This is a genomic window from Ligilactobacillus acidipiscis DSM 15836 (assembly GCF_001435755.1).
Taxonomy (GTDB): domain Bacteria; phylum Bacillota; class Bacilli; order Lactobacillales; family Lactobacillaceae; genus Ligilactobacillus; species Ligilactobacillus acidipiscis.
The window spans coordinates 1-19,784 of the sequence record NZ_AZFI01000011.1 but is presented as its reverse complement, the minus strand read 5'-3'; the positions used below and the strand labels follow the sequence as shown (position 1 = coordinate 19,784).

Annotated in this window: 19 protein-coding genes; 16 read left to right on the top strand and 3 right to left on the bottom strand. The window is 39.0% G+C overall.

The window, feature by feature from the left end:
* Positions 1–7 precede the first annotated feature (7 nt).
* The 16 genes from ftsZ to recD2 all read left to right on the top strand — a co-directional run bounded on the left by ftsZ (position 8) and on the right by recD2 (position 16,598).
* Positions 8–1,267 (top strand): cell division protein FtsZ, encoded by a 1,260-nt coding sequence (ftsZ, locus tag FC65_RS01910; RefSeq protein ID WP_056971347.1) that lies wholly within the window; start codon positions 8–10, stop codon positions 1,265–1,267.
* 33 nt (positions 1,268–1,300) lie between these two features.
* Positions 1,301–1,720: a cell division protein SepF gene (locus FC65_RS01905; RefSeq protein WP_056971346.1), complete on the top strand. Its 420-nt coding sequence runs from the start codon at positions 1,301–1,303 to the stop codon at positions 1,718–1,720.
* Positions 1,721–1,732: 12 nt separating this feature from the next.
* Positions 1,733–1,999 (top strand): YggT family protein, encoded by a 267-nt coding sequence (locus FC65_RS01900; protein ID WP_056971345.1) that lies wholly within the window; start codon positions 1,733–1,735, stop codon positions 1,997–1,999.
* Positions 2,000–2,007: 8 nt separating this feature from the next.
* Positions 2,008–2,790, top strand: coding sequence for a YlmH family RNA-binding protein (locus tag FC65_RS01895; RefSeq protein WP_056971355.1), 783 nt, complete (start codon positions 2,008–2,010; stop codon positions 2,788–2,790).
* Positions 2,791–2,821: 31 nt separating this feature from the next.
* Positions 2,822–3,550 (top strand): DivIVA domain-containing protein, encoded by a 729-nt coding sequence (locus tag FC65_RS01890; protein WP_056971344.1) that lies wholly within the window; start codon positions 2,822–2,824, stop codon positions 3,548–3,550.
* Positions 3,551–3,880: 330 nt separating this feature from the next.
* Entirely contained in the window at positions 3,881–6,679 is a 2,799-nt protein-coding gene (gene ileS, locus FC65_RS01885) for an isoleucine--tRNA ligase (protein WP_010494660.1), read from the top strand.
* A 222-nt stretch (positions 6,680–6,901) separates the two neighbouring features.
* A complete protein-coding gene (gene dapF / locus FC65_RS01880; RefSeq protein WP_056971343.1) occupies positions 6,902–7,888 on the top strand; it encodes a diaminopimelate epimerase in 987 nt (328 codons plus the stop codon).
* Positions 7,889–7,935: 47 nt separating this feature from the next.
* The gene (locus FC65_RS01875) at positions 7,936–8,478 is read left to right on the top strand and encodes an NUDIX hydrolase (protein WP_056971342.1); all 543 of its coding nucleotides are present in this window, start codon (positions 7,936–7,938) and stop codon (positions 8,476–8,478) included.
* A gap of 6 nt (positions 8,479–8,484) precedes the next feature.
* Complete coding sequence (locus FC65_RS01870; protein ID WP_010494657.1) at positions 8,485–8,796, top strand: hypothetical protein; 312 nt, start codon at positions 8,485–8,487, stop codon at positions 8,794–8,796.
* 62 nt (positions 8,797–8,858) lie between these two features.
* On the top strand, positions 8,859–9,542 hold the full coding sequence (locus tag FC65_RS01865; protein WP_056971341.1) for a 5'-methylthioadenosine/adenosylhomocysteine nucleosidase: 684 nt from the start codon (positions 8,859–8,861) through the stop codon (positions 9,540–9,542).
* A 37-nt stretch (positions 9,543–9,579) separates the two neighbouring features.
* Entirely contained in the window at positions 9,580–10,722 is a 1,143-nt protein-coding gene (locus FC65_RS01860; RefSeq protein ID WP_056971340.1) for a cysteine desulfurase family protein, read from the top strand.
* Between the two features lie 24 nt (positions 10,723–10,746).
* Entirely contained in the window at positions 10,747–11,088 is a 342-nt protein-coding gene (locus tag FC65_RS01855) for a DUF1831 domain-containing protein (RefSeq protein WP_010494655.1), read from the top strand.
* Positions 11,089–11,427: 339 nt separating this feature from the next.
* Entirely contained in the window at positions 11,428–12,555 is a 1,128-nt protein-coding gene (gene mnmA, locus FC65_RS01850; RefSeq protein ID WP_010494653.1) for a tRNA 2-thiouridine(34) synthase MnmA, read from the top strand.
* 142 nt (positions 12,556–12,697) lie between these two features.
* Positions 12,698–13,354 (top strand): histidine phosphatase family protein, encoded by a 657-nt coding sequence (locus tag FC65_RS01845; RefSeq protein WP_010494651.1) that lies wholly within the window; start codon positions 12,698–12,700, stop codon positions 13,352–13,354.
* Between the two features lie 44 nt (positions 13,355–13,398).
* Positions 13,399–14,073, top strand: coding sequence for a tetratricopeptide repeat protein (locus FC65_RS01840; protein ID WP_010494650.1), 675 nt, complete (start codon positions 13,399–13,401; stop codon positions 14,071–14,073).
* Between the two features lie 2 nt (positions 14,074–14,075).
* The gene (gene recD2, locus FC65_RS01835; protein WP_056971339.1) at positions 14,076–16,598 is read left to right on the top strand and encodes an SF1B family DNA helicase RecD2; all 2,523 of its coding nucleotides are present in this window, start codon (positions 14,076–14,078) and stop codon (positions 16,596–16,598) included.
* 66 nt (positions 16,599–16,664) lie between these two features.
* On the opposite strand, the gene FC65_RS01830 is transcribed toward recD2, so the two are convergent.
* The 3 genes from FC65_RS01830 to FC65_RS01820 form a co-directional block, all read right to left on the bottom strand.
* Positions 16,665–17,645 (bottom strand): diacylglycerol/lipid kinase family protein, encoded by a 981-nt coding sequence (locus FC65_RS01830; RefSeq protein WP_235803058.1) that lies wholly within the window; start codon positions 17,643–17,645, stop codon positions 16,665–16,667.
* Between the two features lie 84 nt (positions 17,646–17,729).
* The gene (rnjA, locus tag FC65_RS01825; RefSeq protein WP_010494638.1) at positions 17,730–19,406 is read right to left on the bottom strand and encodes a ribonuclease J1; all 1,677 of its coding nucleotides are present in this window, start codon (positions 19,404–19,406) and stop codon (positions 17,730–17,732) included.
* Complete coding sequence (locus FC65_RS01820) at positions 19,403–19,621, bottom strand: DNA-directed RNA polymerase subunit epsilon (protein ID WP_010494636.1); 219 nt, start codon at positions 19,619–19,621, stop codon at positions 19,403–19,405. The genes rnjA and FC65_RS01820 overlap by 4 nt, the downstream gene beginning before the upstream one ends.
* Positions 19,622–19,784: the final 163 nt, after the last annotated feature.

The window sequence follows — 19,784 nt, the reverse complement described above, 5'->3', positions numbered from 1 at the left end:
AACAATAATGGAATTTTCACTAGATGCAAATGAAAACAATACTGGAGCTACGATCAAGGTTATTGGTGTCGGAGGTGCGGGCGGTAATGCTATCAACCGTATGATCGAAGATGATGTTCAGGGCGTTGAATTTATCGTCGCTAATACAGATGTACAAGCATTACAAAACTCTAAGGCTGAAACGAAGATCCAACTTGGACCTAAGTTGACTAAGGGACTTGGTGCAGGTGCCAACCCAGATGTAGGTAGTAAAGCAGGACAAGAAAGTGAAGAAGCAATTGCTGAAAGTTTAAACGGCGCTGACATGGTATTCGTAACTGCAGGTATGGGTGGCGGCACTGGTACAGGTGCAGCACCGATCATTGCCAAAGCTGCTAAAGAGCAAGGAGCTTTAACAGTTGGGGTTGTTACACGTCCGTTCACCTTTGAGGGCCCTAAACGTGCTCGTTTTGCTGCTGAGGGTGTAGCAAAAATGAAAGAACAAGTCGATACATTAATAATTATTGCTAACAATCGTTTGTTAGAGATAGTTGATAAGAAAACTCCAATGTTAGAAGCATTCCAGGAAGCTGATAATGTTTTACGTCAAGGTGTTCAGGGTATCTCTGACTTGATCACATCTCCTGGTTACGTTAACTTGGATTTTGCTGACGTTAAAACTGTTATGCAAAATCAAGGTTCAGCATTAATGGGGATCGGTTCAGCTAATGGTGAAAATAGGACTGAAGATGCTACTAAAAAGGCTATTTCTTCACCACTGTTGGAAGTTTCGATCGATGGTGCAGAGCAAGTCTTGCTTAACATTACGGGCGGACCAGACCTTAGTTTGTTTGAAGCACAAGCTGCATCAGACATTGTTGCTCAAGCAGCTACCAGCGACGTTAATATTATCTTTGGAACTTCGATCAATGAAAACTTAGATGATAGTGTGATCGTCACAGTTATTGCTACTGGGATAGATAAAAAGAAAGCCAAAAAGGAAACACGACGTCAAGTGCGCGATGAGCGTCAGCAAAGTGCGCCAGATGCTTCAGAAAAATCTTCTAAGAGGCGCGATCCGCTTGGTGATTGGGACTTGAACCGAGAAATTAATGGTGACCGTCAAGTCTCTCATGATTCACGAGAAAATGAGTTCAAAAATATCGAAAAACAGGACTTTAACGTCTTTGGCTCTGCTTCAGCAGATAGTGATAATGATAATTCACAAGATAATGATGAAGATGATGGCTTAAATACACCACCTTTCTTACGTCACCGTCGTCATTAATTCTTAGCAGGTTTTAATGAAGGAGGAGAATAAATGTCACTGGGAGATAAAATTAATAGTTGGTTTGGAGATTATGATGAACCGGTCGAACAAAGCTCCTCAAATCAACATCCAGATGACGAATTATCTCGTGGTCAACGTTCGCGAGTAATGTCGTTGCGAAATGGTAAAAATGGTGATATTGTCGAAAAAAAGATAATGCTGTTTGAACCAAGTATTTTTTCTGATGTAAAGGCTATTGCTGCTCGCTTGCTTGCAGGTGAAGCGGCCGTGGTGAATTTTCAAAAAATGGATAATCAGCAGGCGCATCGTGTAGTTGACTTTTTGTCAGGGGTAACTTTTGCTATCGATGGTGAGATCTCGAGAGTAGGAGAAGCAATTTTCTTATGTACTCCTCATGAATTTACTGTTGAAGGCGACATTACGGAAAACATGCGTCAATCTGATTTTTAAGGAGTTTTCAACTTGCTTTTATCGATAATACAGGGTTTGTTTCAGTTATATTCTTTAGCGATCCTGATATTTGTTTTAATGTCATGGTTTCCAGGTGCTTATGAAACAAAATTGGGTGAATTCCTAGCCAGGATCTGCGAACCATACCTGAGTCTATTTAATTTCATTCCACCGATATTTGGAATCAGTTTTGCACCCTGGGTTGCTTTGATCGCGTTAGAATTTATTGAAAATGGATTGCTTTATTTGTTGGCCATGCTTGGTCTGGGAGGATTTTGATCATGTCCATTAATAAAGCCATTTATCAACATTTTCGCGCTGAAGAGGCGCCTTTGATCGACAGTTTAAATGACATGGTCAATCAAGCAGCTAATGAATATCGGTCAATTTTGTCGCATTTCTTGAATCCCCGTGAGTTGTTTATTGCACGCACAATTGTCAATACTCAAGATAATGTTAAAATGAGTTCTTACGGCGGACTAAACAATGCAGAAAGGCAAAGAGCGCTTTTTTATCCCGATTATTATGAACCGGAACTTGCTGATTTTCAAATCAGTTTGATGGAAGTCATCTATCCGCATAAGTTTGCCGTTTTACACCATGGCAGCATTTTAGGTACATTAGTGAATAGTGGTATTCAACGAGAAGTATTAGGAGATATCATTACAGACTCAATGCGATGGCAGTTTTTCGTCGAAGAACCGATTGCTTCTTTTTTGAAGACAGAAGTTGATCGAGTCTCAAGAGTGAAAGTCAGACTGGAAACTCAACCAATGAGTGAAAGGGTGACTCAGATCAGCGAGTGGGAGGAAGTTAATGATACGGTGCCTTCTTTACGGGCAGATGCGTTGATTTCTCATTTCTACAATTTGTCCCGTAAGCATGCTAAAGATCTCTTTCATGCTCATAAAATTCAACTGAATTGGATGACGCTTGATAAGCCAGATTATGAATTGTCTGATTTTGACATTCTGTCCGTGCGAGGATATGGCAGGATAAGGTTAAACGAACAAAATGGTGTTTCTAAAAAGGGTAAGCTTAAAATTAGTGCAGCAGTTTTAAAAAAGTAGTATGCTTTAATTAATTAGGAGGTGTTGGTCAATGACATTGACCCCGTTGGATATTCATAATAAAGAGTTTCACGTAAAACTTCGTGGCTATGATCAAGACGAAGTGAATGACTTTTTGGACAAAATCATAAAAGATTACGAAATGACACTTCAAGAAAATGAGAAGTTAAATTCTAGCTTGGAGCAGAGCAACGAAAAGCTTAAGTATTTTAATGATTTAAAAGATTCCTTGAATCAGTCGATCATTGTTGCGCAGGAAGCTGCTGATAAAGTCAAGGCTAACTCACAAAGAGAAGCTGACATTATCCAGCGTGAAGCACAAAAAGAAGGCCAGGATGCTATTGACCAAGCTAATGAAAAAGCTCGGCATATTATTGATCAAGCCTCACGCAAGGCAACACAGTTAGCTACTGAAACTGATGGTTTACGCAAACAAGCTCGGATCTTCCGGCAAAAGTTGCAAGTCATGATGGAATCACAACTTGAAGTTGTTAAGGGTTCCGAATGGGATGATATTTTAAAGCAGGGTGAAACAAGCAGTTACGAAGAAATCCAAGATGCTTTAAGACACGAAGAAGACCTTGACAAGCAAGCCGCTGAGGAAGTAGAATCAGGGCAAGCAGCAAATGAAGCTGTCGGTGCTCATACAGAAGCTCAAGAACCTGATGTGGATAATGATGATACAGTTGTTATTTTCCCAGACGCTTCTGTTGAGGATGAAGATGGACAACATTTTGCAGATGCAGAAGAGAATAATTAATAAGTCTAGTTTTTAATGGAGAACACGAGTGTCAGTGGATGTCTAAGCGAGTCGATATTAGGTGAAAGTTCGATGACGGTAAGCTGATTGTTTATCCTCTCCATGTTTGTTGAATTGAAAGTGTACATAAACCGTTAGTAGGTTCGACCGGCTGATGACCGTTAACACATTATTGAGGACCTTGTTTTTTAGTGCTTATAAGTAAAATCAAGGTCAAATTTGGGTGGTACCACGAGAACTTCGTCCCTTGCGGATGAGGTTCTTTTTTTACCCTGAATTTTAAGCGGCAGTGATAAATAATTTTAAAATTAGTCATAAAGGAGCAAGGAAATGAGAGTAAAAGATACTTTAAATTTAGGAAAAACTAAATTTCCAATGCGCGGAAATCTTCCAGTTCGCGAAGTTGAGCGTCAACAAGAATGGGAAGAAAATAAGATCTATGAAAAGCGCCAAAAATTAAATGAGGGAAAACCATCTTTTGTTTTGCATGACGGCCCTCCATATGCAAATGGCAATATTCACATGGGCCACGCCTTAAACAAGATTTCTAAAGACATTATCGTCCGTTCTAAATCTATGATGGGTTTTCGTGCACCATATGTTCCTGGTTGGGATACTCATGGCTTGCCAATTGAACAACAGCTCAAAAAAGCCGGAGTCGATAGAAAATCAATGTCGGTCAATGATTTTCGTGAAAAATGTCGTGAGTATGCATTAAAACAAGTTGATAAACAGCGCAAAGACTTCAAACGCTTAGGCGTTGCTGCCGAATGGAATCGGCCTTACGTTAGTCTTGACCCTTCATTTGAAGCACATGAGATTCGTGTTTTTGGCAAAATGGCCGAAAAAGGCTTGATTTACAAGGGCAAAAAACCAGTATTTTGGTCTTGGTCGTCTGAATCAGCTTTGGCTGAGGCAGAAGTTGAATATCATGATGTGACCTCACCCTCTGCTTTTTATGGTGAAAAAGTGATTGACGGTCGAGGTGTCTTGGATGAAGACGAAACATACATGGTCGTTTGGACTACTACTCCATGGACAATTCCTGGATCAGAAGGAATTACGATCGATGCCGGTTTTGATTACGCAGTCGTTCAACCGGAAGGCGACGAGAAGAAATATGTTTTAGCTGCTGAATTAGTCGATCAAAACGCCGAGTTATTCGGATGGCAGAAAGTGCAAGTCTTAAAGACAGTCAAAGGTTCAGAGTTAGAAAACGTTTTGACTGAGCATCCGTTTTATCCTGAACGGAAATTAGTTACTATGTTGGGTGATTTTGTGACACTTGACGCTGGGACTGGCTTAGTTCATACAGCTCCCGGTTTTGGTGAAGATGACTTTAATGTTGGACAGCAATATGGCTTAGATATCGTTGTACCAGTTGATGATAAGGGCTATTTGACTGCCGAAGCAGGTCCCGACTTTGAAGGTGTCTTTTATGATGACGCTAATCAAATTTCTTTAGACAAACTTGAAAAAGCTGGCTTATTGCTTCGGGAAATGGACTATGAACATTCTTATCCATTTGATTGGCGGACTAAAAAACCGATCATCTTTAGGGCAACGCCGCAATGGTTTGCTTCAGTTGATAAAATTAGACAACAGATCTTAGATCAGATCGACGGCGTTAAGTTTTTCCCTGATTGGGGGCAAAAACGTTTGTATAACATGATCCATGATCGTGGTGATTGGGTCATTTCACGCCAGCGTGTTTGGGGTGTTCCATTGCCGATTTTCTATGGCGAAGATGGAGAAGCTATTATGGAACCAGAAACGATCGATCATGTGGCTGAATTGGTCGCTAAATATGGTTCGAACGTCTGGTTTGAAAGAGATGCCAAGGACCTGTTACCAGAAGGGTATACAAATGAGCATTCACCTCATGGTAAATTTACCAAGGAAACGGATATCATGGATGTCTGGTTTGACTCTGGATCGTCTCATCAGGGTGTTTTAGCTGATAGAGATTATTTAACCTATCCTGCAGATATGTATTTGGAAGGATCAGATCAATATCGTGGTTGGTTTAATTCAAGTTTGATCACAAGTGTTGCCTTTTCAGGTAAGGCACCGTACAAACAAGTCTTATCACAAGGTTTTACTTTAGATGGCAAAGGTCGGAAAATGAGTAAATCATTGGGTAACACGATCGTTCCTGAAAAAGTTATCAAACAAATGGGTGCTGAAATTATCCGTTTGTGGGTTTCCAGTGTTGATTCATCTGCTGATGTACGTGTTTCAATGGGAAGCTTTCAACAGATTTCTGAAAGTTACCGCAAGATTCGTAATACGATTCGTTTCTTGCTGGCTAATACAACTGATTTCGATCCAGAAACTGATCAAGTTCCTTATCAAGAATTAGAATCTATTGATAAGTATATGCAAGTCAGAATCAATCATTTTACCAAAGATGTTTTAGATGACTATGCAAAATATGATTTCATGAATATTTACAAACGCTTGATCAACTTCATCACAATTGACTTATCTGCCTTTTATTTAGATGTTGCCAAAGATATTGTTTATATTGAAGCTGCTGATAGTCATAAGAGACGTTCAATGCAAACAGTTCTATATGATGTCGCCGTTCGGTTAACTAAATTATTGACACCGATCATTCCACATACTACAGAAGAAATCTGGAAATATTTGAAAGAACCTGAGGAATTTGTTCAATTAGCCGAAATGCCTGCTGTTGATCATTTTGATGGTGAAGCAAAATTACTTGCTAACTGGGAAGAGTTTATGAAGATCCGTTCGCATGTTTTCAAATCTCTTGAGGTCGCACGTGATCAAAAGCTGATCGGTAAATCTTTTGAAGCCCATGTTGATTTATACGTTACAGATAGTGTTCGTCAGTTGTTGGATGACTTAGATACCGACGTTCGTCAAGCTTTGATCGTTTCCGGATTGGACCTTAAAGACTTCTCAAAAGCATCTGAAACCGCTGATAAGTTTGATAAAGTCGCTGTTCAAGTGACTCATGCCGCCGGTGAGGTTTGTCCGCGTTGTCGAATGATCAAGAAAGATGTTGGTCAAGACGCACACTTTCCAGAATTATGTCAAAACTGTGCTTCAATAGTAACAGAAAATTATCCGGAAGCAGTTGCAGAAGGTTTAGAAAAATAGATCAATATATTTTAACCTTGCTTAACTATAAGCCAAACAAGTTGTTTACTTTACTTGTTTGGCTTTTTGAGTAATTTATTTCGCGAAGAACGTTAAAATTTGCTATCATATTTAGTGATAAGTCAAATTTACAGATAGTATAGCACTGGGTTTTATTTGCAGATTTGGTAGATAGAAAAAATGGTATTTACTGAAGTCTTTTGATTTGAAAGGGAAATGAGGATGAAACTATTAAAAGTTCATGGTTCAGGTAATGATTTTTTTTTACTGGACAAAATGGAATCAGGGTCACGTTTAAATGAGGTAAATCTCATAAAACTAGCTAAAACAATATGCGATCGTCACAGTGGTCTGCATGGTGGTGCTGATGGTTTGTTGGTAGTTTTGCCAGCCGAACATCAAGCGGCTCTTGCAAAAATGCGTGTTATCAACGCAGATGGTAGTGAGGCCAGTATGTGTGGCAATGGGTTAAGAACAGTTGCACGCTATGTTGCTGGAAAAGCACAAATCGGTGATGATCAAGGGTTCCAGATTCAAACAATGTATGCGGATCTGCAGGTCAAAGCTGCCAGTGAGCTGGCTCAAAATGTGCCTGCTTATGAGGTGGAGATTTCTCCGGTCAGTTTTTCTGCGACAGATATTGGCATGCATGTTGGACAACAGAGTTTATTTAATGGATTGATCCCGGCATTATCTGAAACTATCAAATTTTCAGCAGTAGCAGTTCCTAATCCTCATCTAGTCGCATTCGTGGATGATAAAATACTAGCGGGGGATAAATTAGTTGAGATCGCCACCTATCTGAATGGACATAATTCATTTTTCCCTGATGGAGTGAATGTTAGTTTTATCAATGTTAAATCTGCTAGACAAATTTTTGTGCGGACTTTCGAACGTGGAGTTGGTTTGACTAGCGCTTGTGGAACAGCAATGAGTGCTTCAAGCTTGATTTTTGTTCTTCAGCAATTAAAAGAGAAGGGCTTTGAAAAGATGCTTGAAGTGTATAATCCTGGAGGAATGGTCAAAACGATCGTCCATCAGCGTCAAGATGGTACTTACTGGATCTCGTTGATTGGTAACGCAACAGTCACTGCTAATGTTGTTCTTGACGAAAAAGCCGCATTGACCGGGAATTTTTCTGAGGTAGTTTGGCAAGAAACTGGTGAAGAAAAGCAATATCAACGCTTTATCACTTCGCTTAAAAAGTAAGGCAAATCTGATTATTTTGAAAGTTATAAGCTAAGGGGCAATAAAATATGAATTTTGAAGAAAAAGTTAAAGAAACTAAACATCTATTTAAGGGTCATGTTATTGACCTTGATTTAGAAACTGTCGAATTGCCAAATGGTAAAAATGCTCAAAGAGAAATTGTCAGACACCATGGTGCAGTCGGAATCGTAGCATTGACACCTGCTGATAAGATGATATTTATTCGACAATGGCGTACGCCTTTAGGTAAAGAGACCTTGGAGATACCAGCAGGGAAAATTGAGCTTAATGAGAGTAACGATCCTTTATTGACTGCCCAAAGGGAAATGAATGAGGAAACTAGATATCAAGCACAAAATTATGAGCTGCTTTCAACTTGCTATAGCTCGCCTGGTTTTTCTAATGAATTGATGTATTTGTATCATGCAAGTGGGTTAAGCCCAGTTAAAACAAAGCTCCCGCAAGACAAAGATGAATTCTTACAAATCGAAGAACTTTCTTCAGCTGAGATCGATTCTGCGATCCAGAATGGTGAGATCTGTGATGCAAAAACAATTATGGCAGTTTTGTTTTGGAAGTTAATGGAGTAAATCGTTATGGATGAAAAAAAGCTCAGTCGTAGAAAAAAAGCACAGGAAAATGAACAACTTCCTTGGTGGAAAAAATTTATTAGGAAGTTTCAGCACACTTCGGATTCAGCACAACTGGAAAGTTCTGAATCTGACCAGCAACAAGACATTTCAGAAACAAACCAGCCTCTTTCACGTAGCCGGACTCGTTTTAATAGGGAGACAACGAATGAGGATGAAAAAAGGAAAAGATTGGGCAGACGTTTGAATCTGGTAATTTTGGTTTTAGTAGTTTTAATAGTCTTAGTCTATCTGTTTATGAGGTTTGTAAATTTTTAAGTGATAGTTTAGGATCGACAAGGGGCGAGCTGGACATCACGGATAAAGGAGAAAGAAATATAATGAAGTATGGCATTATTTGTGCGATGGAAGAAGAAATAATAGAACTCTTAGACCATCTAGACGGGCGGCAACAGACATCAATTGGCGGTACAGATTTTTATGAAGGAACTATTAGCAATCATCCAGTTGTCCTGGTTCGTTGTGGTATCGGAAAGGTTCAAGCTGCCATTACAACAGCATTCCTAATCGTTAATTTTAAAGTTGATGCGGTTATCAATTCTGGCTCTGCAGGCGGTATCGGTGAAGGGCTGCAGGTTGGTGAACTTGTTTTGTCTACCGGGGCGGCCTATCATGATGCAAATGCTACAGCTTTTGGTTATAAGATGGGGCAATTACCACAACAACCGCAAATTTATCAAGCAGATAAATCATTGGTCGCTAAGATCGGACAAGCGGCCGCTAAGACCGGGCTGAAAACTAAGAAGGGATTGATCGTTTCAGGAGATCAATTTGTTTCTGACAGTCACGAGATAACTCGAATCAAGAAAATTTATCCTGAGGCCTTATGTTGTGAAATGGAAGGTGGAGCTGTTGCCCAAACGGCTTACCAGTTTAAAGTACCATTTGCAATTATCCGCGCGATGTCAGACGTGGGCGATGAAAATGCGGGACAAAGTTTTGATGAATTTATCATTGATGCGGGTCGCCGCTCAGCACAGATGCTTTTGAACTTTTTAAAGTAGGTATAGTTTAGACAGAAATTAGAAGGTGTACAAGAAATTGAAATATATATATCTTGATAACGCAGGTACCACACCTATGGCAACTGAAGTTATTGATAAGATGAAAGAGACAATGAAAGATACATTCGGCAATGCTTCTGCGACTAATTATTATGGCCGGCAAGCCCGGATGGTGTTAGATAATTGCCGACACGTGATCGCACGATCAATTAATGCTCAAAATGATAATGAAATCATCTTTACTAGCGGGGGCAGTGAAAGTGATAATACTGCCATAATAGGAACTGCAGCAGCACGACAAAACGTTGGCAAACATTTGATCACGACTTGTATTGAGCATGAAGCTGTCTTAAAACCAATGCATTTTTTGGAAAGCAGGGGCTTTGAGGTTACTTATTTACCGGTCGATCAAAACGGGGAGATTTCTTTATCCGATTTAAAACAGGCTTTGCGTGATGATACGATCCTGGTTTCAATCATGACAGGAAATAATGAAGTTGGTTCAAAAATGCCGATTCACGAGATCGGTGAAATCGTGGCTGAATCAAATGCTTGGTTTCATACTGATGCAGTCCAGGCGTATGGTCTATTAGATATAGATGTTCAAGCAGATCAGATCGACTTATTATCAACTTCAGCGCATAAGTTGAATGGGCCAAAGATGACGGGCTTTTTATATTGTCGGACAGATCACAACTATGAAGCGTTGATCAAAGGAGGAGACCAGGAATTAAAGCGGCGTGCGGGAACCGAAAATATTCCAGCAATTGCTGGTTTTGCCGAAGCAGTCAAAATTAATTCTTCAGAGAAAAAAGCCGCTCATCGCAAAGCATATTATGCATTTAAGCATCAGTTGGTTGATGGGTTGAGACAAAACGGAATTGAAGTTGAGGTGAATGGGAAAATAGACGAGGGAGAATTGTCGCATGTTTTGAACTTATGGTTCAAAGGAAAAAAATCTGATGCATTATTGACAAACCTTGACTTAAAAGGTATTTCTGCTTCAGCAGGTTCAGCTTGTACTGCTGGATCTTTAGAACCGTCCCATGTCTTGACTGCCATGTATGGTGAAAAGGATCCGCGGATCAGTGAATCATTACGTTTCAGTTTTGGAGCTTTCAATACGTCTGCAGATATTTCTGCCGTAATTCAAGCATTAACTGAGATCATTAAAAGATAATAGATTTTGGAGGTAAATAAGACGATGGCAACAACTGACAAGGTACGGATCCAGGGTGATCAACGCACATATGGTTTATCTGAAAATATTAAAAAATATTCGTTAAGAGATGCTGGGTTTACCGAAAAAAAATCAGGGAAATTTCAATTAGAGCGAAATTTAGATCCTAATGTTTCTTCTAATGTTAGCATGAAATTAAAGGTTGTCGTGGATCAAGACTTGAAAAAATTCAAGATGTCCACGACTACAGCCAATGGCTTGAAAGAGGTCAACATCTTTAAAACTGGAGATGTGACAGCACAAAGTGAACAACTGAATTATTTGTTAAACGATTTAGTCGAGCGTGGGATTTTACGACAAATATGAGCTTTGCAGTATTAGAATTTATTGTCTTACGAGATGATGAATTCTTTTTTGTTTTGATTTTAAGAAGTCTAGCTATTTTTCATCACTGAGATCTAAAATTTTTCGGCGGTTTGCTTGTTTTAGAAGGTTTCGCTTAATTAGCTTGGACATAACGACAAGAAACACTTGTCATAATGTCCTAAGCTTATTAGTGCTCACTTTTTCTTAGTTTATTTTACCTTGTTTTTTAAGGGGGTAATCTTTAAAAAGTGTTTTGCTTGTGCTAGACTTAAGTTTACTGGATAAAACGACCTTCAAATCGTGTAGATTCAGAATCTAAATGAATGATGGTGATAAAAAATGGCAGATAATAGCCATACCCGTGTTGTTGTTGGCATGAGCGGTGGGGTCGACTCATCAGTTTGTGCTTATTTATTAAAGCAGCAAGGTTATGATGTAGTAGGTGTTTTCATGAAAAACTGGGACGATACAAGTGATAGTGGTGTTTGTACTGCGACACAAGACTATCAGGATGTAGCTAAAGTTGCCAGTGAGATCGGCATTCCATACTATTCAGTTAACTTTGAAAAGGAATACTGGGATCGTGTTTTCACTTACTTTTTAGACGAGTATAAGAATGGACGGACGCCTAATCCGGATGTTATGTGCAACAAGGAAGTGAAATTCAAGGCTTTTTTGGATTATGCATTAGAAATTGACGCCGATTTTGTTGCGATGGGACATTACGCGCAAATATCTAAGGATCAGGATGGCACGATTCATTTGCTCCGTGGAGCTGACGATAATAAGGATCAGACTTACTTTTTAAGTCAGTTAAGCCAAAAACAGTTAGAAAAAGTAATGTTTCCTATTGGTGGGATGCAAAAAACAGAAGTGCGTCGAATTGCTGCTGAAGCTGGTTTAGCAACTGCAAAGAAGAAAGATTCTACGGGTATCTGTTTTATTGGCGAAAGAAATTTCCGTAAGTTTTTGAGTGAATTTTTACCAGCGCAACCAGGAAAAATGGTGACGATCGATGGTGAAGTTAAGGGCGAACATTACGGCTTGATGAACTATACGATCGGACAGCGTCGTGGTTTGGGTATTGGCGGCAATGGTCAAAGTAATGATCCATGGTTTGTGATCGGGAAAAATCTGGATAAAAATGAATTGTTGGTTGGTCAGGGATATGAGAATGAGCATTTGTACGCAACATCCTTAGACGCAACTAAGTTAAACTTTATTGCACCAATTGATGAATATGGGACGGACTTTCACTGTACAGCTAAGTTCCGGTATCGTCAAAAAGACGAAGGAGTTAGTGTGCATTTGAATGACGATTTTTCTAAGGTCATTGTTGAGTTTGACCGCCCAGTACGTGCTATTACACCTGGACAAGAAGTTGTTTTTTATAATGGCGAGGAATGTATAGGTAGCGGGACAATTGATCATGCCTATCAGTCAGATCGAGTGTTACAATACGTTTAAATAAAACAAAAAGGAAAATGGGGGGTATCCCGTTTTCCTTTTTAGGTTAAGCTATACTTTAAGGTGCAGCAAGGCAAAACTCTTTGTTATTTAGAATTTTTAATGAGATAATAGAACTATTATTTTGTAAGGGACGACAAATATGACGAAATTATTTTTTATTAGACATGGAAGAACAAAATGGAATTTAGAGGGCAGGTACCAAGGTGCACATGGTGATTCTCCCTTATTGACTGAAAGTTTACATGAAATTGAAGAGTTGGTAGTTTTTTTAAATCAGTATGACTTTGCTAAGATTTATAGCAGTCCGATCAAACGTGCTAGGGTCACCGCCCAAAAAATTGAAGCACAACTAAATCAGTCTTTGAATATTGTTGAAGATGAAGCTTTTGCCGAATTTGATCTTGGAAAGATGGAAGGAATGTTGTTTAAAGATGTCGAAAAACAGTATCCTAAGGAACTGGATGCTTTTAGACACCATGCAGAACAATACGATCCAACTAGTATCGGAGCAGAATCGTTTCACCATTTGTTTGCCAGAATGACTCCTAAGATCCAGGAGATCTGTCGCAGATATCCTGACAAAAATGTAATCATCGTTTCTCATGGTGCAGCTCTTTGTGCAGAGATCCGATATTTGCAAGGTATACCTTTGGAACGGATCCGTAGTCGTGGAGGGTTGACGAATACTAGTACCACAATTTTGCAGACCCTTGATAAGGGACAGCATTTTAAGTGCCTAGAATGGAACAAAACTGACTATCTATCGCGGAAGCTAACTGAAAATGATACAGTTTAAGAAATCTGACCACCTTTTATGATTGAGCTAGAGGAGGGTTATTAGTGTCAAAAAGAAGAAAATTACAAGATAAAAATACGCAGATCGTTAAAGAAATGGTTGCTGCACTAGATCGAGATCCATATGATCCTAAACGTTATTATGACCTTGGCAGCATGCTGACGACTATGCAAAGTTTTCAACAAGCTGAAGAATTATTTCTTAAAGGGTTGAATGTTTTTGAGAAAGAACAACAAAAACAAGAAATATTACACTATGGTTTAGGAAACGTTTATTATTCGGCCGGCTTATATGAAAAGGCTATCTCTGAATTTTCCAAAGTTAAGGAGCAAAATTTGCATGCGGATGCATTGCTAATGATAGCTCAGGGTTATTTTGCTCAAAATGAATATCAACAAGCAATGGTTTTTGCCTTAACAGCTAGTGAAGAGTTACCTACAGATCTTGCGGCCAAATCTTTATTGGGAGACTGCTTTTTAGCAACTGGAGATTTTAAGAATGCTCAAAAATTCTATGATCAGGCTTTGTCGTTGAAATCGGATAATGTTCACGTAAATTTTCAAAGAGGGTTAACGGCCATGGTTTTGGGGCAGGCTCCTGATGATTTTTTTGCTAAGGTTAAGAAACTAGACCCTGAGTATTTTGAAAAACATAAAGAGCGTTTGAATGATATTGCTTCAGTTGTTAAAGATAAACATGATAAGGAAACTAAGGAGTAAAAATGGTACAACAAAATATTGAGCTCTTTGGCACTCCGCAGCTTCGGGATGAAGCCTTTGTTGTTGGCCAGGTCGCTCAGGTCTTTTTTCAATCTTCAGCAAATTTTTATAAGGTCTTACTTGTTAAAATCAAAGATAAGAATTTTGATTGGTCAGAAAGTACGATCACTGTAACTGGAAATTTTGCAGATATTAAGGAAGAAACTCCCTATCGTTTTAGTGGCAGGTTAGTTAAACACCCAAAATATGGGCAACAATTTCAAGCAGACAACTATCAGACAGAAATCCCCAGTTCCAAGGAGGGGATCGTTACTTATCTTTCTAGTAGCCAATTTCCTGGGATCGGTGAAAAGACGGCTGAACGGATCGTTCAAAAGTTAGGCAATGATGCTGTTAGCGTGTTGTTACAAGATCCTAACAAAGCCAAGAAATTAGGATTAAATGAAAAACAGCAAAAAAGTTTGCTTGATAATTTAGAGGCTGATCAAGGGATCGAACAAATAATTATTGGGTTGAATAGCCTCGGATTTTCAAGTAATATGGCTGCTCGTATTTATTCTTATTTTCAAGAAGATACTTTAAATACGATCCATGATGACCCTTACCAGCTTTCGATCCATATTAATGGTATTGGTTTTTATCGCGCAGATCAAATAGCCGAGCAGTTAGGATTTAAACCAGATGATAGTGGCAGACTTCGAGGGGCGATTTTCCATGTTTTATTCGAATATAGTTCCTCTGAGGGAAATACTTTTGTTCCAGGTAATATTTTACTGCAAAAAGTTCAGCAATTATTGGAAGAAGGACGCAACGTTGAAATTGATCCGAATAAGATAGCTGATGAGCTTATCAAGTTAGTTGATCAAAGAAAACTAGCAGTCGAAAACAATAATTTTTATTTAAAGAAATATTTCTATGGTGAATGGGATATTGCCACCCAATTAGCTCGACTTATGCAAGAGGACAGCGAGCAGCCGTTAGCAGATGAAAAACAATTAACTGCTGATTTAAGCCAGATTGAAACCCAAATGAATATCGAATATGATTTATTTCAGAGAGATGCGATCACTAAAGCTTTGACCTCTAAAGTATTTTTGTTAACGGGAGGTCCAGGTACAGGCAAAACTACGATCATCAATGCAATTGTAGCTTTGTACGCTTATGAAAACGATATTGACCTAGAGGCAAAGCGCTTACCTATCCTTTTAGCGGCTCCTACTGGGCGTGCGGCTAAAAGGATGAGTGAGATGACTGGGTTACCTGCTAGTACCATTCACCGTTTGTTGGGGATCAATGGGCATGAAGAGCAATTACCTGAAGAAGTGGACGAATTAGACGGAACGTTGCTTATTATTGATGAGACATCGATGGTTGATACTGATTTAATGAAGATATTACTTAAAAGTATCCCGGATGCCATGCAAGTTATTTTTGTAGGAGACCGTCATCAGTTGCCGTCTGTTGGCCCTGGACAAGTTTTTGCAGACATGCTCGCTAGTGATTTGTTGCCTAAAAAAGAATTGACTAAGATTTATCGGCAAGGAGAGTACTCTTCTATTATTTCACTGGCCCATGCAGTCAACCAGGGAGAACTTCCGGTAGATTTCAGTCAACAACAAAATGATCGATCATTTATTCGGTGTACTGCTAAACAAGTTCCACAGGTCATAGCACAGGTGATCGAAGTTGCTTTGAGAAAAGGAAACTCAAAAGATGATATTCAAGTTTTGGCCCCTATGTATCGTGGGCCGGCAGGAATAGACAGCCTTAACGATCTTTTGCAGGAAATAATGAATCCACACCATACGAGACAAAAAGAAATCGAAGTAAGGGGGCATCATTTGCGGATCGGTGACCGCGTTTTACAGTTAGTCAATGATCCTGAAAACAATATCTATAATGGTGACATTGGAAAAATTGTCGCTATTGATATTGGTGATAAAGGGCAAAAGGCTGGACCAGATAGTGTGACGATCTCTTTTGAACAAAATGAAGTAGAAGTTGAAAAGAAAGATTGGAATAATTTAACGCTGGCATATTGTTTGTCGATCCATAAGTCACAAGGGGGAGAATTTCCAATTGTGATATTACCGATGGTCCCACAATTTGCCCGAATGTTTGCGAGAAATCTTTTATATACGGCGATCACGCGCGCTAAAGAAAAATTAATTTTGGTCGGTGACCTTGAATCGTTTCGGCGAAGTATTTCTAAAGTTGCCCAGAACCGGTTAACTACATTGAAACAGAGGCTGGAAACAGAGCTAGGAGACGAAAAACAGGTTGGTGCTAATGATGATAGCACTCAACTGACACAGCCTGCAGTTCAAGTTGAGAGGGATGGCAGCCAGCCGAAAAAAACAAAGCAAGACGGTACTTTGGGTAAGAATACTGCAGAAGAATTTAATCAGCGTCAAGTATTGAATGAATCATATACTTTAACTTTGCAGTTGATCGAATCTCAAAATATTGATCCTATGATCGGAATGGATGGAGTAAGACCCATTGATTTTATGTCTCAAAAATGAATAAATAAAAAAGGTTTCAGTGCCAATGAGTTGGTTGATCGCTACTCGTTGAAACTGAGACCTTTTTTAATGTCTTTCTTTGACAGGGATACTTTGAACATCGACCCAAAATGGATATTTGCTTACTTTAAAAAATAAATCATAATATTGATTAGGCAATTCTTCGCCATCCACTTGGCCAAACTCTAATGAATTAATGACGATATGAATTTCTTTAGCTTTGTAGTGGTGAATTCCTGGGAAACGTAATTGTTTTCTAAAGTAAACTAGGATATCCAAGAGACAAAACTTAAAGAAATTCATGTTATCAGCAACGATCAAATCTAGTTGCCGATCCGTGGCATCTGCTTCGGGAGATAACATAAATCCTCCAGCAAAGTATGGCTGATTTGAAATATTCACGATGTAAGTATGTTGGAAAAATTCATATTTATCGCCGATTCGAAGTGTTACTGGAAATGATTCTTGATCCATGTATGCTTTAAATAATGCTACAAAATAACTCAAAAAACCAAGATGTAATTTTTCAGCTATTTTTGATGGCTTGCGATGGTGGAGCATACTAGTCAGGTAAGCATCTTGTCCCGCACTATAATCATTTAAAAAATAGCCTTGTTTATTATGAGTCATTTCTTGGTAATAACCTACATCATAATGGACAGATTCTTGGGCATTTAAGGTTTGTTTCAAAGCAAAAAGGGGTGCTTTTGCCAAACCGATCCCACGTGCAAAACTGTTGTTATTGCCTGAAGGAATAAAACTGAGTGGAAGGTCCACCGTTTTTGCATCTTTAATACCATTTAAAGTGTCATTTAGTGTGCCATCACCACCAACGACCATAATTACGTATTTACTCTGATCGGATAAAGTTAGTTTAGAAACAAAATTTTTAGCAATTTCTCGTGCATCTTCCGGATGACGGGTCAATTTGAAAGAATATTGAACCTGCTGGGTATCAAGCTCGTTTTTGACTGAAGCCCATATCTTTTTGGCTTTTCCGTGATTCGCATAACAATTAACAATGAGAAAAAATGTCCGCAAACTCATGTCCTCCTTTCATTCAAAAATAAAAACGTTAATAAACAAAAACCGGAAATACCACGAGGTAGTCCCGGTCTTTTTTGGTCAATTTTAGACAGTGACAAACATTGGTAAAATCATCGGATGTCTTTCAGTTTGTTCATATAAAAATGATTGTAATTCTGAAGTTACAGCCTCACGGATCATTGCTTCATTCACATTTTCATCTTTTAAGGTCCGTTTGATCGTTCGGTTTAAAAGACGACGTCCTTTATTGATCAATTCTCCAGATTCGCGCATATATATGAAACCACGCGATAAGAGATCAGGTCCAGCTAAAACTTGCTTTTTATGCATATCGATCGTTGCCACGACCACTACTATCCCATCTTTTGAAAGTGTACGCCGATCGCGTAAAACGACATTGCCGATATCACCAACTCCAGATCCGTCAACATAGACATCACTTGCATCAAAATGACCTGCAATGCGAGCCGAATCTTTTGTTAGTGCAAGCACATCTCCGTTTTCTAGGATGAAGGTGTTTTCCTTAGGAACATCACATTTTTGTGCCAACTCAGTATGAATTTTAAGCATCCTATACTCGCCGTGCACAGGCATAAAGAATTTAGGCTTCATCAAGCGCAACATCAACTTTTGTTCTTCTTGACCACCATGTCCAGATGCGTGAATGTTATTGACTTTTCCGTGAATTACTGTTGCTCCAGCTTCTTCTAATTCATTTATTACTCGGTTAACACTCAAAGTATTACCAGGGATAGGGGAACTGGAGAAGACCACTGTGTCATTAGGTTGAATAGACACTTGACGATGAGTCCCATTGGCAATTCGGCTTAAAGCGGCCATTGGTTCACCTTGAGAACCCGTACATAGGATCATTACTTTATTTGCAGGTAAACGGTTGATTTCTCTAGCGTCTACTATAGCATCATCAGGAATATCTAAATAACCTAATTCTCGTCCGTTTGCGATTGCAGCTTCCATACTACGACCAAAAACTGCAATTTTACGGCCACGGTTAATTGCTGCGGTAGCAGCCTGCTGGACACGTGAAATATTGGAGGCGAACGTTGCAAAAATGACTCGACCATCTACTTTTTCAAAAATTTGTCGGATAGATTTACCGACCCAACGTTCAGATTTTGTAAAGTTAGGAATTTCAGCGTTTGTACTATCTGATAACAAACATAAAACGCCTTCCTCACCTAATCTGGCCATTTTTTGCAGATTAGGCGGTTGATTGGTGATCGGTGTCAAATCAAATTTATAGTCACCTGTGCAAACAATAGTTCCAGAAGGAGTTTTTATTGCCACACCCAATGTGTCTGGGATCGAGTGAGTCGTACGGAAAAAAGAAACACTCGTTTTCCTAAATTTTAAAACTGTATCTTCATTAATCTCGTGCAGCTCTGTCGTTCTTAACAAACCATGTTCTTCTAATTTGCTTTTGATCAATGCTAAAGCTAGAGGGCCTGCGTATACTGGGACGTTAACTTGCTTTAAAAAGTAAGGGATCCCTCCGATATGGTCTTCATGGCCGTGTGTGATCACAAGAGCTTTTATTTTTTGCTTATTAGCTACTAAATATTGGTAATTTGGGATGACATAGTCAATTCCTAAAAGGTCATCTTCAGGAAATTTGATTCCAGCATCAACGACGATGATTTCATCTTGAAATTGGATACCGTAAGTATTCTTACCAATTTCATCCAAACCACCAACTGCAAAAACAGCCGTTTCGTTATTTCTGACATTCAGCTTTTTCATTTACTAAACTCCGTTAATTGGTAGTTTACACTTTGTTGCTCATATTCAAGTGCGGCCCCATCAAGTTGTTCGATAAACTCAATGTTGTGATTTGTTTGTTCTTCGACCAATGCACGTGCTTCAACTTCTGAATCTGCTTCTAGATACAGGCATTCAGTGTTTTCACGACGCGGACTGATCCCTTTAGTTGGTTGATAATATACTTTAAAAATCATTTTAGTATTCTCCTTTATTACATAATCGACTGCTTGCGTTTAGAATAACGCAAAAAATAAAATTCCGAACATGGATCGTTTACACGATATTTAGTACTATTTTAGCATAGAAAACTTATCAAGTATAGAATTGGAAGCTAACGTTTGGGAGTGTCAAGAAGTT

Coding starts and splice junctions, on each gene's coding strand:
- ftsZ (WP_056971347.1), top strand. CDS start 8: ATGGAATTTTCACTAGATGCAAATGAAAACAATACTGGAGCTACGATC.
- FC65_RS01905 (WP_056971346.1), top strand. CDS start 1,301: ATGTCACTGGGAGATAAAATTAATAGTTGGTTTGGAGATTATGATGAA.
- FC65_RS01890 (WP_056971344.1), top strand. CDS start 2,822: ATGACATTGACCCCGTTGGATATTCATAATAAAGAGTTTCACGTAAAA.
- ileS (WP_010494660.1), top strand. CDS start 3,881: ATGAGAGTAAAAGATACTTTAAATTTAGGAAAAACTAAATTTCCAATG.
- dapF (WP_056971343.1), top strand. CDS start 6,902: ATGAAACTATTAAAAGTTCATGGTTCAGGTAATGATTTTTTTTTACTG.
- FC65_RS01875 (WP_056971342.1), top strand. CDS start 7,936: ATGAATTTTGAAGAAAAAGTTAAAGAAACTAAACATCTATTTAAGGGT.
- FC65_RS01870 (WP_010494657.1), top strand. CDS start 8,485: ATGGATGAAAAAAAGCTCAGTCGTAGAAAAAAAGCACAGGAAAATGAA.
- FC65_RS01865 (WP_056971341.1), top strand. CDS start 8,859: ATGAAGTATGGCATTATTTGTGCGATGGAAGAAGAAATAATAGAACTC.
- FC65_RS01855 (WP_010494655.1), top strand. CDS start 10,747: ATGGCAACAACTGACAAGGTACGGATCCAGGGTGATCAACGCACATAT.
- mnmA (WP_010494653.1), top strand. CDS start 11,428: ATGGCAGATAATAGCCATACCCGTGTTGTTGTTGGCATGAGCGGTGGG.
- FC65_RS01845 (WP_010494651.1), top strand. CDS start 12,698: ATGACGAAATTATTTTTTATTAGACATGGAAGAACAAAATGGAATTTA.
- recD2 (WP_056971339.1), top strand. CDS start 14,076: ATGGTACAACAAAATATTGAGCTCTTTGGCACTCCGCAGCTTCGGGAT.
- FC65_RS01830 (WP_235803058.1), bottom strand. CDS start 17,645: ATGAGTTTGCGGACATTTTTTCTCATTGTTAATTGTTATGCGAATCAC.
- rnjA (WP_010494638.1), bottom strand. CDS start 19,406: ATGAAAAAGCTGAATGTCAGAAATAACGAAACGGCTGTTTTTGCAGTT.
- FC65_RS01820 (WP_010494636.1), bottom strand. CDS start 19,621: ATGATTTTTAAAGTATATTATCAACCAACTAAAGGGATCAGTCCGCGT.